12 protein-coding genes, 2 tRNA genes and 1 pseudogene are annotated in these 12,607 nt (G+C 27.7%); 5 read left to right on the top strand and 10 right to left on the bottom strand.

Features of this window, described 5'->3' with window-relative positions; translation table 11 throughout:
• Positions 1–446: 446 nt before the first annotated feature.
• Positions 447–520: transfer RNA gene (locus G0Q09_RS07685), tRNA-Ile, on the bottom strand.
• Between the two features lie 193 nt (positions 521–713).
• Positions 714–809 (bottom strand): annotated as a pseudogene (locus G0Q09_RS15195) (hypothetical protein); the annotation flags it as partial.
• Positions 810–1,055: 246 nt separating this feature from the next.
• On the opposite strand from G0Q09_RS15195, the gene G0Q09_RS07680 reads away from it, so the two are divergent.
• Positions 1,056–2,156, top strand: a complete 1,101-nt coding sequence (locus tag G0Q09_RS07680; RefSeq protein ID WP_219034455.1) for a Fic family protein — start codon at positions 1,056–1,058, stop codon at positions 2,154–2,156.
• Positions 2,157–2,168: 12 nt separating this feature from the next.
• On the opposite strand, the gene G0Q09_RS07675 is transcribed toward G0Q09_RS07680, so the two are convergent.
• The 5 genes from G0Q09_RS07675 to G0Q09_RS07655 all read right to left on the bottom strand — a co-directional run bounded on the left by G0Q09_RS07675 (position 2,169) and on the right by G0Q09_RS07655 (position 9,375).
• Complete coding sequence (locus G0Q09_RS07675; RefSeq protein ID WP_114999425.1) at positions 2,169–3,839, bottom strand: ATP-binding protein; 1,671 nt, start codon at positions 3,837–3,839, stop codon at positions 2,169–2,171.
• A gap of 116 nt (positions 3,840–3,955) precedes the next feature.
• Entirely contained in the window at positions 3,956–6,196 is a 2,241-nt protein-coding gene (locus G0Q09_RS07670) for a DUF262 domain-containing protein (protein WP_114999424.1), read from the bottom strand.
• A gap of 5 nt (positions 6,197–6,201) precedes the next feature.
• A complete protein-coding gene (locus tag G0Q09_RS07665) occupies positions 6,202–7,977 on the bottom strand; it encodes a DUF262 domain-containing protein (protein WP_114999422.1) in 1,776 nt (591 codons plus the stop codon).
• Between the two features lie 191 nt (positions 7,978–8,168).
• Positions 8,169–9,083 carry a helix-turn-helix transcriptional regulator gene (locus tag G0Q09_RS07660; protein ID WP_181816282.1) on the bottom strand — a complete coding sequence of 305 codons (915 nt, stop codon included), beginning with the start codon at positions 9,081–9,083 and terminating at the stop codon, positions 8,169–8,171.
• Between the two features lie 70 nt (positions 9,084–9,153).
• A complete protein-coding gene (locus G0Q09_RS07655; protein WP_114999419.1) occupies positions 9,154–9,375 on the bottom strand; it encodes a hypothetical protein in 222 nt (73 codons plus the stop codon).
• A 116-nt stretch (positions 9,376–9,491) separates the two neighbouring features.
• Here G0Q09_RS07655 and G0Q09_RS07650 point away from each other — a divergent pair, with 116 nt between their 5' ends.
• Both G0Q09_RS07650 and G0Q09_RS07645 read left to right on the top strand, forming a co-directional pair.
• On the top strand, positions 9,492–9,806 hold the full coding sequence (locus tag G0Q09_RS07650) for a hypothetical protein (protein ID WP_114999417.1): 315 nt from the start codon (positions 9,492–9,494) through the stop codon (positions 9,804–9,806).
• A gap of 87 nt (positions 9,807–9,893) precedes the next feature.
• Positions 9,894–10,124 carry a beta propeller repeat protein gene (locus G0Q09_RS07645; protein WP_114999416.1) on the top strand — a complete coding sequence of 77 codons (231 nt, stop codon included), beginning with the start codon at positions 9,894–9,896 and terminating at the stop codon, positions 10,122–10,124.
• A 136-nt stretch (positions 10,125–10,260) separates the two neighbouring features.
• Here G0Q09_RS07645 and G0Q09_RS07640 read toward each other — a convergent pair.
• A tRNA-Ile gene (locus G0Q09_RS07640) sits at positions 10,261–10,334 on the bottom strand.
• A gap of 76 nt (positions 10,335–10,410) precedes the next feature.
• Positions 10,411–10,809, bottom strand: a complete 399-nt coding sequence (gene mce, locus G0Q09_RS07635) for a methylmalonyl-CoA epimerase (protein WP_219034454.1) — start codon at positions 10,807–10,809, stop codon at positions 10,411–10,413.
• A 78-nt stretch (positions 10,810–10,887) separates the two neighbouring features.
• Between mce and G0Q09_RS07630 the strand changes: the two genes are divergently transcribed.
• Together G0Q09_RS07630 and G0Q09_RS07625 are read left to right on the top strand one after the other, a co-directional pair.
• Positions 10,888–11,640, top strand: a complete 753-nt coding sequence (locus G0Q09_RS07630) for a tetratricopeptide repeat protein (RefSeq protein WP_038337013.1) — start codon at positions 10,888–10,890, stop codon at positions 11,638–11,640.
• A 114-nt stretch (positions 11,641–11,754) separates the two neighbouring features.
• Positions 11,755–12,093 carry a hypothetical protein gene (locus G0Q09_RS07625; protein WP_125350109.1) on the top strand — a complete coding sequence of 113 codons (339 nt, stop codon included), beginning with the start codon at positions 11,755–11,757 and terminating at the stop codon, positions 12,091–12,093.
• 49 nt (positions 12,094–12,142) lie between these two features.
• Here the strand turns inward: G0Q09_RS07625 and G0Q09_RS07620 are convergent, their stop codons facing one another.
• Positions 12,143–12,523 (bottom strand): hypothetical protein, encoded by a 381-nt coding sequence (locus G0Q09_RS07620; protein ID WP_125350110.1) that lies wholly within the window; start codon positions 12,521–12,523, stop codon positions 12,143–12,145.
• Between the last annotated feature and the right edge of the window lie 84 nt (positions 12,524–12,607).

Raw genomic sequence — 12,607 nt, 5'->3', positions numbered from 1 at the left:
AATTTGATAAGAAAGAGTTGAGTCTTAATCAGAATATGAGATTATATAGCTCTGAACTCGTTATAGTGTACTCAAACTCTTTTCTCTTCTTTTTATACTACAATTTAAGATTTTCAAATCTAAAGGAACTCGTTTCAGAACCGCATCCTTAGTCTTAGCCTTAGCCTTAGTCTTTGTCTTAGTCTTAGTCTCATTCACATCGTAAAATACATATATCTGAAACCTCAAAAACTACTAATCGGCTCATAATTCATACTTTTTTGAGCCAATTAATCAAAATAATCGGCTCATCGTTAAATGAAATAAAAAAATAAATTGGGATTACCTTATTGAAGAAAGTCCTTCAAGCTTACTAAAAAAAAACATAAAAACTTTATTTACAATAAATTATAAATAAAATTAAAAATTATAGACATAAAAAAAGCACCTTTAAAAAGGTGCTTTTGTGGTCCCAGTTGGGCTCGAACCAACGACTTGCTGATTATGAGTCAGCTACTCTAACCAACTGAGTTATAGGACCCAGAGTAAAAGATCAATTTCTTTTCTCGTGGGTGCAAATATATAAAGTTTAACAAATAAAACACTACTTAAAAATAAATATTTTTAAGATTATTTACAACATATTCAATTACAATATAATAATTTTGTATTTTTATTATAATATTTACATCCTTAATTTGATTAAAAATGAAATAATTTATGGTTTATTAACATTATAACTTTATTAAACATAATTGACCTGTTGAAAAATATGTTCTCTTTCCATTCTGATAACAGCAAATCTGAATTAATGATTCTTCATTTTTATTGAGTTTATTCTTTCAATTATAAACCAACAAAATCTGTATTTGACTCATAATTATACGTTTTAAAAGTCAAATCTATTTTATAAGATTGTTGATTTTTCTTAATTAGAATTGGGCTAAGAAAAATGGTGAAAAATAGTGAATTTAAAATGTTTAATTGATGTTAATGAACTTAATGAGCCAAATAAATTTAGTTAATCGGCTCATATTTTTAGTATATTTGAGCCAATTAACTAAATTAATCGGCTCATGCGATACAATTGGCAATATAAAAATTGGGCAAAATTTGAGTATAATTCTTCTGTAATCGATCAAATTGTTATGAAATTTGCTGTAGAAATAGGCGAATTAAAGGGAATGATTGATACTTTACCCGAAGATATCAAGCAAGAAACGATTATTCAATTTATGATTGATGAAGCAATTAAAACTTCTGAGATTGAAGGCGAATTTTATAGCCGTCAAGATGTAATGTCATCCATTAAAAATAAAATTGGAATTCATTCTTCTATTAGTCATATAAAAGATAAAAATGCTCGTGGTATTGGAGAGTTAATGGTTGATGTTCGAAATAATTTTAGAACTGAACTAACTGAAGATTTAATAAAGGAATGGCATAAAATATTATTTGAAAATTCAAATAATATTAATGCAGGAAATTATAGAATTGGCGAAGAACCAATGGTTATTGTTTCGGGAGCTTATGGTCGAGAAAAAATACATTATCAAGCACCTTCTTCAAATTTAGTTCTTACAGAAATGCAAAATTTTGTCAATTGGTACAATGAATTCAAAGTAGAACCAATCGATATTAAAAATGCGTTGATTAAAACTTCCATTGCTCATTTATATTTTGAATCAATTCACCCTTTTGAAGATGGTAATGGACGAATTGGACGTGCTATTGCAGAAAAATGTTTAGCAGAAAGTTTTAATCGTCCGTTAATCATGAGTTTATCAAGTACGATTGAAAAGGATAAAAAGAATTATTACGAAGCGTTGAAAGATTCTCAGCAAACATTAGAAATTACAGATTGGATTTTGTATTTTTCTACAACTATTCTTGATGCGCAAATTCAAGCAAAGAAAATAACGAATTTCACATTAAATAAAACAAAGTTTTTAGATCAAACAAAACCTCTTTTAAACGAGCGTCAACTAAAAGTCATTATAAAAATGTTAGATAAAGGAGCAGAAGGATTTGAAGGTGGAATGTCAGCAAAGAAATACATATCTATTACCAAAACTTCTAAAGCTACGGCTACACGTGATTTACAAGATTTAGTTGAAAAAAAAGTATTGATTACTGAAGGTGCAGGACGTTCTGTTAGATATGAGTTGAATATGTAGTTAACAAAGCTTTTAACTACTTTTCCCAAAACCAATTTTAGGACTTTCAGAATTTATTAATTCGTCATTACAAAATTGTTGTATTTCGTTAATATTACATTTCTTATCATAAAGCACTTCGTTAATCTCACTTTTACGGTAAATATTCTCAATTTGCCCTCCAGAGAAATTAAATGTTGCAGCTAATTTTTTGCAGGAATCTTTCGTTAAATAAGGAAATTTTGATTTCCAAATTTTAGCTTTAATTGATTCTTTTGGTTGATCAAAAAATATTTTATACAAAAACCTTCTCTCAAATGCGGTATCTAAATTCGTTGCCAAATTTGTAGTGGCCATCAAAATTCCGTCAAAATTCTCCAGTTCTTCCAAAAGAATATTCTGAATTGTATTTTCCGTTTGCGCAACATTAGAGCTATTAATTTCTTTTCTTGTAGAAAATATCGCATCAGCTTCGTTAAATAACAAAATAGGTGTGTGATTACATTCATTTAAAAACGATTTATATGATGTAAAAACACGTTTAATGACTTTTTCACTTTCTCCAAACCACATTGATTTTGATTGACTGATATCAACTTTCATGATTGAGCGATTTGTTGATTTTGCTAATTGTTTAACTACTTCTGTTTTACCTGTACCAGGAAATCCATGTAATAATATTGAAATTCCTTTTGGTAAACCTTTTTCCTTTAACCTATTTTGTGTTTCTTTAAACTTGCTTTCTTCTAATAAATTTTCTAAAAAACTAAGTTGCTTCATCTCATCTTGATCAAAAATCAATTCACGTGCAACAATTTCTAATGGTTCAATAACATTATCTTTTTTTACTTTATTGTGCATTAATTTAATTCCACAATCAAATAGAAGTTGATACGATTTACTCGATAATTTCATTTCAGTATCGTTAAAAAACTTCGCTTCCACAATTTCAATTAAATTGTTTTCTAATAATACATGATTAGCATTTATTAAATTTTGCATTACATCAATTCGCTTACCAGCATTTTCATAGATTCCTTCTAATGCTCTACCAATATCTGTCGATTCTTTACCCGTAATTGTTTTCCAAATCAAATACAGGAAAAGATAATTTTCATCGATAGTAAAATTAAATTGTTTCACTTTTTTAATTAATGGAAAATTGACATGAAGATTAATTATTTGTCTTGTATATCTAAATAACTCAGAAGTAGAAATTTCGTCTTCATCTCTACGATTTCCCAAATTGTATATTTCTTCCAAACAATCTATGACATCATTTTTTTTCTCATCCAGAATTTTAGGAAAAGGTTTATTATTAAGAATGGCATTAGTAATTTCTTCATTGATTGTAAACTCATCATAAATTCCTTGAAGTTTTATTCGGTGTCTAGACTTCTGTTTTTTAATAAATTTCTGCTTTTGCAAAAAATCTAAATCGTCTGAAAATTCAAGAATTCTCATTGGATTACAATCAAAATATTGAATTAAATCATTCAAATCAACAGTTCTCCCTTTATAATTTAAAGCAATAATAACAGCTATGAATAATATTTGACTTTCAGATAATTTAAAATAACGTTGTAGTAAATTTATTTCATCTTTTGCACTTTCAAAAAATGAGTTTTCTAATTTACAATTTTCAGCTTTTTCATATAAAAGACCAATGTTTTCTAAGATTTGTTTTTTGTTAAGAGTTTCCATTATTTACTTATTTGTAACAAATGTATTTTTAGATAAAGACAATACATGTCCATTAAAAAGTTATAAAATAAAAAAAGACTCATCTTTTGGATGAGTCCTATTAATTATTTGATTTTTTATTTTTCCCAACAAAATTCTTCTACAACAAATTCTTCCTTAGTAGAAACTTTAATTATTTTATTATTACGGTCCCAAATGTATTCCACTTTATTATATATAAAAGGAATATCTAATCCCCAGAAAAATGGAATTAATTCTCCATTAGATTTTAATTGTTGATTTTCATTTTTAAAGGTAATTATTTCTTCATTAATCTTATCTGACAATATTTTGTTCCTTTCAGAACCTACAATATATTTTTTCCAGTCAACTTTTGCATTGTAAGGATAAAGTACATAATTATTATAATTTTTGGCTAATCTAGTTCTTTTTTCTATTGCCATTAATATTTTAGTTTTATATAAATCTTCATGTACAAGTCTAAGTTTTTCGTCCTCAATAGTAGAATCTATTAGAAGCATTTTTCTTAAATCTGCCTCATCATTCGTTTCTAATAATTTTTGAAATTTTGGAATGAGTTTTTCGTTTCTTAAAATATTACTCCAAGTTCCTTTTTCACAATCGTAATCCAATGCATTAAATTGATTCCAATCTTTAAATTGACTAACTAATGCTCTAAGCAATAATGCATCCTTTTTATATTTTTCTATAATTCCATCATTAGCAAAAAAATAATTAGCTCTATTACTCCATTTTTCAAATATCTCTAAGTTTTCATTATTATCTAATAAAAATCGAATTACACCCTTGTACATTTGATGATCTTCATTCTCAAAAATAAGTTTCTTCCATCTATCACCTTCAATTCCACTTATTAATTTTGCTTTAATTACCTCATGTTCCACTTGTACTTTTGAATATCCTGATTTGATATTATTTTGAGAAAGATATCCGTAAATATCAAAACATCCGTCAGAAAGCTCGTTAATTAAATCTATTGCTGAAATGAACATAGCAGCACTATCTATCGTTGAGTTTTCTACAATATTCCTTACAACACGCATCCAATTGTTGAACGAGATTAAATCAGAACTTTTATTTAGGAAGAATAATGTTTGAGCATAAAATAGTACTCGGGTTTTATAAGTCGTATTTTCATTTATTTTTATTGAATTTACAAACAAATTTCCTGATTTTGTTATATCCCACAGATTTAGTTCTAAAGAGATTTTATCATTGTCATCCTTTGAATAATATTCTAAACATTTCTTAAGAAAATCAAAAGAAATAGCAGTAGGAAAATCTTTTGGTGTGATAGCTTTATAATTATTCGCTAACTCAGTGATTCTTATTTCAATACGTTCTTTCTTTACAGCATCTTCAGTAACATTTTTGCTTTTATTCTTTTTTTTAAGTATTTTTTTAATTTCAATTTCTTCTTCTAAATTTTCAAAAATTTCTTTATTTTGAGCATAATTAAGAATCGCAATTGTTGAAAAGAATTTCAGAAAATTATCATCTATTTTATTGTTTTCATCTTTATACTGCCAAAATAAATCTGTCCAATTAGTATCTATTTTATGAGTAAACGTTTCTTGTGGATTAGTAATATCTTTTTCCCAATGATTTTTCGTAATATGCTGTTCAAACTTTGCTTTGAAGTTTTCAAAATCAGTTAGAGGTTTACCTCTTGCATTCATTTTTATATACAAGTCATCGGAAAGTCCGAAATCCTGTAATTCTATGAAATAAAAACTAATATTGTTTAGTTTACCCCAAACTTCCGTTGTATCTCTAAATTTCTGTTCAATCGAATCCAACATTGTTAGCATAGATTTTATTGTTGGATCTCTTTTCCATGAAAGAAAAAACCAAGAGTTATCGATGATTTGTTCAGAAATATTATCTTTTTGATTGTAATCAATCCCTTTATTGATTAATTCTTCGCAAAACTCACGTGAGCTGGTACGTGTTTCGTAGGTGAATTTTGTTAAGAGTTTTTTCAATTCATCATTTAACTTATTCTCTTTTATAGCAATAAACCAATGCAACAAAAACAAAGTTGTTAAACGTTGTTGACCATCGAGTGGTTGAAAAACCTTATCTTTTATACTGCCGTAAACAAAATCTAATTCTAATTTAGTGTTTTGTATAAGAGTATTTTTAAGCGTTTCTAAGAAATTATTTCTAACTTCTTCTTTACCAGTTCTACCTTGTGCATAATCTCGTTGTATGATTGGTATTTCTATTTTATTAAGAGGATTCCATTCTAAATTTCCACAGCAATTACATACTTTGCTTTCAGATGATAGTAGTTGTAAAAAAGTTATGTTATTTGATATTAAATTATTGTTCATTGTCTTTATAATTCTGTTTGAGATAAATAGTTTTTCAAAGTTTCTTTAATGTCATTCAAATAAGCATTTCTGTCTTTTTCTTCCCATTTACTAAATTGTTTTGTACAGTCATCAAAATATTTCTGGAATACTTTTTTGGTAGTAATAGGGATAAATGCTCCATTCTTTTCAAGATCAATTATTCTTTTTCTTTTTACAGGAAACAATCCATTATTAAGTTTTGAGTTGTCATTTTTGGAAAGTAATGCCATATTTTCAATAGAATGAATATCAAGTTCGCCAAATAGATTACTTAATTTCTCGACAAGTGAAGAAACTTTTTCCTTTTGTTTGTCATTATTGAAATTATTGATTTCTGTTTTTATTTCTTCCGTAATCATATCGGTATCTATTACTTTCAACCATTCTTCAAAATCATCGATTTCTGTAATATTATCAGAATTTTGTGCGTGAATATGCTCTAAACTCCAACCACCATTTTTCTTGTCTTTGTATTTATTAAATGGAAAACGTAGAGAAGTATCATCGCTATTTATTGTTGTAATGATGTTGTGCAAAAGCAATACATTGATTAACTGAGCATTATCTTTTTCATATTCTAATTTATCAACTTGCTTTTTGCTTGCTATTTTTTTGATTTCTTGATCTAACCACTTCCCAAAATCAATTTTGGTCTTGTTTTCTTTATTACCAAGAATAGTTTTTATATTTATTCCAACTGTAATCAGATAACCGATTTTATGATACAATTCTCTATCGTTGTACCATTCTTCAAGCGTTTGAAAATACTTTTTTATGTCTTTCCAGTTATTATTTACTTCAGAATTATTTTTGAATTTATCATTAAAAAATCTGAAAGTAGCATACTCATCATTTCCGAATTGTTCAACAATTGTTTGATGTTCAATTTTTCTCTTATCAATTTGTTCTTTAGTTTTTATTCCCAAGTGTTTTCTTTCCTCCACTTCTTTATCCTCTGCTTGTGCTACTTCATACATTAATTTGAAAATAAACTCAATCCTCGTTGGAAGATTGTTTTCATTTTTGTTGATGAAATACCAAAAAGAATCGTCCTGTAGAGCAAATTCAATTCTGTCCCATTCTGAAGCTATTTCTAATTGTTTCAAACGCAGTTTCTCTGTGTCTGTATTGGAGAAGTTAGAGCTATTTAAAAACAATGCTTTTATTAATTCTGCATTCGTTAAAGGTATTTTCCCACTGTTTATTCTTGTGAAAATATCAATAGAATCTTCATTTTGTGAAGTTTCGTACCAAATAACTTTTGTAGAAGAATTGAATTTAGAACTAAACGTAATCACATCAAGTTTCTCTTCCTTTTTTTTGAACCAATCACAAATAGTTTGATAAGCAGTTGATATATAAAAATAGTCAATATTTGAAGTATCTTCTTTTATCTTACCTAACTTATTTTTTAAATAATCCGCCGAATCTTTTCGAGTTTCATATTCTAAATCAAACAATTTAACTCTTTTTTCTTCTGTATATTTTTGATTCAAATAATACAAGATTAGATAAATTGTAGTTAACCGTTGTTGTCCGTCAATTACGTACCACTTGTTCTCATCCTTTTTTTGTTTTACTACAATTGGTTGTAAACAATACCAATTTTTTTCATCAGAATCTGTTGTGAATTCATTTATGTCATTCAACAAATCAGTTACTTGTTGTTCAGTCCAGCGATAACCTCTCTGATAAGAAGGAATAAAGAAGTTATATTGTAGTAATTCACTTATAGTTTTTATTGATATTTTATTGTTCATTTTTAAATTTTACTTATGTTTTGTAAATGTATCAAAAACAATTCAGCACAAGCTTTAGCATCGCTTAAAGCACCATGATGATTTAATGAAATATTGTATTGTTTACATAATGTTGATTATGCAATACTATGAAAACGAATTTTATTCAACAAATATAATTTTACGTTTTTACGTAATTGTTAAATATGTTATTATTTTGTAAGATTATTTAATCCTACATGTAAAAATTTAAGATATTCCTCTCTTACTGCTTTTGGTTCTAATGATAATAATCGTTGATTATGCGTTAATATTTCTTGGAAAAAATCATAAGTAGGAACTAAGTTTAATTCCAATTTTAACTCATTTTCATTGTCTACAAGAATCTTTTGCGAATGATGAATGGGTAATGATTTCACATACATTCCTTGCCAAGGTATCAGAGATAAAGTGATTTTAGTTGGCTCTTGTCCTAATGTCGAAATAATACCAAACGAATTGATAAACATATCTTCTACATTCACTTTTTTATTCTTTACATATGTTGAAGAATGAATTTCTAAATTTGAAATTCTGTCCAATCCATATGTTTTCAAAGTAAAATCATCATCATTACGATCTTTTGCAATCAAATACCAACGATTTCTAAATTCTTTCACAGCATAAGATTCTAAAACCTTTTTATTAGGTACACCTTCCCAATATTTCGTATAAGTGCAACTAATAATTTTTGTGTTTTTAATTGCATGAATTAGTCCATCAAGATTTTCCAAACCAGAAGCTTGTCTTTTTTCAAAAAGTAAGATATTTGCTTGGTCAGCTGCCTTTTTATATGCATTAACTAATAATAAATTATCAAAAATAGTTTGATTTGATTCGTTATCTTCAATAATCTGATAAAGCATTGTAGAACGATTGAACTTTGTTTCTATTTTAAAAAGTTCAAGAAGCAATTTACGATCGCGCTTAAAAGTTTTTTCACTGAAAGCTAATTCACCATCATAATCTTCTTCATCGTATTTTTTTTCCAAATACTGTTGAATATCTCTAAATGTTACACCTCTTGGTTTAGATTTTAGGAAGTTTGATATATTCATCAACCGAAACATTTGTTCTCTTTTAGCCATATTTTGTAATTTTAATACAAACATAAAATAGCTTACGGACAAACAATGTCGGTTTGCTTTTATATTAAAATTATTTATTTAATAACCTTAATCGTTCTCGAATTCTTTTCAATACATTTTGATCAAGATCATTGTAGTTATCTCTTAAACCCTGTGTAAAATCGTCATCTTTAAATTCGTTTATTTTTAAATTAAATAAGATTTGTGTAAATCGTTGTTCAGGATTTTTAGAAGAATATTCTTTTATCAATTCTACTAATTCATCAACTTTATTTATATTTTCTTCAATCATTTTTAAGAAATTTTTAGGTGTGCATAATTTTTAAAAAATATTATTTTCAAATTTATCAATAGCTAAGACCATACTATGTCCACACCTCAATATAGTTTTGAAACAAAATAAAAAAAATGAAAGAAAAAGAATATAAAATTGAAAAGCACATTTTAGAAAATGGTTTAAAAGAAACTTTTATAGGAAGTATTGAAAAAATAGTAAATGAAATGTCATCATTTTTAAGAAATAAATCATTCCAGGATAAAATTGTTATCAAAATTAAATGCGATCATTCTAAAGAAATTACGATGGATGATATAGGATTAATCAATGATGTAATTCAAAAAGAAATGCATAATAATGCTTCTATTGTAATGAATATTGAAGAAAATGATGTAGTAGAAAATAACGATTATGAATTATCTCTTTATTATTTGATAGAGAAATAAATAATACAATTATGTAAAAACGAAAAAATATAATTAAAACAGGGATTAACTTGTCCACATTAACAAAAACTATAAATATTAAAAATTATGTCACAAATGATTAATTACAATGGCGAAATGATTCGTATCAATCCAACAAACTCTAACAAATTAGAATATTCTAAAAATGATGGGAGGACTTGGAGCACAAGATTCTCAGGGTCTTCTTATGGAAACTTTATTGAGTTAATTGACAATGGTAAAGAATTACTTGCCAATACAAGTAAAGGATTATATTATTCAAAAAACGAAGGTAGAACTTGGAGTAAAAGAAACTAATAAAAAAATAAAATGGGTATCAAACGGGTATCAAAACAATGGTGAAAAATGGTGATTTTAAAATGTAGTAAAATTGCTAAATGATTAAAAATCAACGTAATTAAACAAAAAAAAGCACCTTTAAAAGGTGCTTTTGTGGTCCCACTTGGGCTCGAACCAAGGACTTGCTGATTATGAGTCAGCTACTCTAACCAACTGAGTTATAGGACCAGAGAATTAAGCAATAAAAAGGAAGCTATCACCTAATTCGTTTGCAATATTAAAGCTATTTTTTTGAACTTCAAAATTATTTTACATCTTCGCAAAGCTCTACCAATACGCCATTTGTTGTTTTAGGGTGTAAAAAAACAATACGTTTATTATCTGCTCCCAATTTTGGCGTTTCGTTAATAAAAGTAAACCCTTGATTTTTAAGACGCTCTATTTCGAGTTCGATATCATCTACTCCAAAAGCAATATGGTGAATTCCTTCGCGATTTTTTTCTAAATATTTTTCAATAGCACTATCATTTTTTTCAGAACCGACCAATTCGATCTTCGATTCGCCTACTTCAAAAAAAGAGGTTCTCACACCTTCCGACTCCACTGCTTCTTCTTTGTACGGTGCTTTTCCTAATAATTTTTCGAACAATTCATTCGATAATCCCAAATCTTTAACGGCAATCCCTAAATGTTCTATTTTCATGTGTGTTGTTTTGCGTAAAGATAAACTTTTCTAAAATTTTTTATTTAAAATTTAAAGAGTTTGTTGTAATATTGAACTATGAGTTTTTATGAAGATGGGAGTCAATATCTCCGCAAAGGTCAGTATAGAAAAGCGATTGATTATTTTACATTATCGATTAAGCGTCAAATAGAAGTGGCAAATTCATATTTCGGTCGTGGATTGAGCCAATATTATATGAAACAAAATACAGATGCAATCAAGGATTTTGATAAAGCAATTGAATTAGATGATAAAAATCCAAACTTCTATTTCTACAGAGGAATGGCAAATTTCAATCAATATAATCCAACAAAAGCAGCTGAGAATTTTGATAAAGTGATCGAGATTGATCCGGCAAGTTTTGTAGCTTATCATCAAAAAGGTTATGTATTGATGAATTTGAACAAATACGATGAGGCGATCGAATGTTTCAATAAAGCTTTAGAAATTAATCCAGATTACGAATCATGTTACCACAATCGTGCATTTTGCTACGATCAATTACAACAATTGGATAAAGCAATCGAAGATTATTCGAAAGTAATCGAAATGAAACCACATTTCTTGTCGTATTACAACAGAGGAAATACTTATTTTGTTTTGAATGATTTAGAAAATGCATTGAACGATTTTAATCAATCAATCGAGTTAAATCCAAATCATTTCTTATCATACTACAACAAAGGCGCAATCCTAGAAAAATTTGAGAAACAAGCCGAAGCTGTAGAGGAATACAAAAAAGCATTGCAGTTGAATCCTGAATTTTATTTAGCTGCCGAAAGATTAGCACAATTAGAAAATCAACAATAAAACATAGAAATCGTTTCGAATTGGAACGATTTTTTTTTATGTCATTTATTTCTTATCGTAAATCAATGTTAGACCATGCGTTATGTTGTTAATTTGCCTTAAAATTAATCTAATATGCAAGTACAAATCGCCGTATATGGTAAAAACAAAGAAATTGTAGACACGTTAGAACGCGTGATCAACAAAAATGAAAACTGGAAAGCATTTTGTACCTGCTCACAAGAAGAATTGAAAGGATACGTATCAACAAATAATATCCAAATAATATTATACAGTAGTGGAATTGGTGCTTCGGAGGTAGAGAAAATGGAGGAATGGATAAGCACTTATTTCCCTACGATAAAGCAAATCCATCATTATGGTGGCGGAAGTGGTTTGTTGAAGTGCGAAATTGATGGCGCTTTGGCTGGAATAAAACCTATTAGCAAAGCAAAAATCAATGTTATTCTTTAGCCTTTTAAGAGAAAAAAGCTTTTCAGTTGTAGATGAAAAGCTCTTTTTTTTACATATTTTTTATAATCCAATAATCTCGGGAAATCCCAACATCATTGCGATTAACTTCTATTTCGTCGCAAAAATCTAAAAATAATTCGTCCAAAGTTTTATCAATTTTTGGTGTAGAACCGAACAATTTCGTTAGAATGGGATTAGTTTCGTGCTCCAATAACTTCCCTGTAAACTGCTGAATGTTATTTTCTTTAATTCCAATAAATGTACTTGGCGCAAAAACCATCACCTCGTCCGCATCAATCACCAAAAATGTTTTTGATTTTTTGATTAACTGAATCGATTTCTTTTTTTCTTCATCCGTTCCAACTTCTAGACTTTCCAAAAACAACTCGACGTTATCAAAAACTTCTTCCTTATCTTGAACAAATTCCATCTTATAAATTTTAGCAAAATTAAAGTTTTTTTTCTGATTGTCCACTTTTATTCACGTTACCTATTTATCATTTCAATAGAAAAG

It is taken from the genome of Empedobacter falsenii (assembly GCF_019308355.1).
Taxonomy (GTDB): domain Bacteria; phylum Bacteroidota; class Bacteroidia; order Flavobacteriales; family Weeksellaceae; genus Empedobacter; species Empedobacter falsenii_B.
The sequence above is the reverse complement of the archived record's forward strand: the minus strand, read 5'-3'. Positions and strand labels throughout refer to the sequence as shown.

Coding starts and splice junctions, on each gene's coding strand:
- G0Q09_RS07680 (WP_219034455.1), top strand. CDS start 1,056: ATGCGATACAATTGGCAATATAAAAATTGGGCAAAATTTGAGTATAAT.
- G0Q09_RS07675 (WP_114999425.1), bottom strand. CDS start 3,839: ATGGAAACTCTTAACAAAAAACAAATCTTAGAAAACATTGGTCTTTTA.
- G0Q09_RS07670 (WP_114999424.1), bottom strand. CDS start 6,196: ATGAACAATAATTTAATATCAAATAACATAACTTTTTTACAACTACTA.
- G0Q09_RS07665 (WP_114999422.1), bottom strand. CDS start 7,977: ATGAACAATAAAATATCAATAAAAACTATAAGTGAATTACTACAATAT.
- G0Q09_RS07660 (WP_181816282.1), bottom strand. CDS start 9,083: ATGGCTAAAAGAGAACAAATGTTTCGGTTGATGAATATATCAAACTTC.
- G0Q09_RS07655 (WP_114999419.1), bottom strand. CDS start 9,375: ATGATTGAAGAAAATATAAATAAAGTTGATGAATTAGTAGAATTGATA.
- G0Q09_RS07650 (WP_114999417.1), top strand. CDS start 9,492: ATGAAAGAAAAAGAATATAAAATTGAAAAGCACATTTTAGAAAATGGT.
- G0Q09_RS07645 (WP_114999416.1), top strand. CDS start 9,894: ATGTCACAAATGATTAATTACAATGGCGAAATGATTCGTATCAATCCA.
- mce (WP_219034454.1), bottom strand. CDS start 10,809: ATGAAAATAGAACATTTAGGGATTGCCGTTAAAGATTTGGGATTATCG.
- G0Q09_RS07630 (WP_038337013.1), top strand. CDS start 10,888: ATGAGTTTTTATGAAGATGGGAGTCAATATCTCCGCAAAGGTCAGTAT.
- G0Q09_RS07625 (WP_125350109.1), top strand. CDS start 11,755: ATGCAAGTACAAATCGCCGTATATGGTAAAAACAAAGAAATTGTAGAC.
- G0Q09_RS07620 (WP_125350110.1), bottom strand. CDS start 12,523: ATGGAATTTGTTCAAGATAAGGAAGAAGTTTTTGATAACGTCGAGTTG.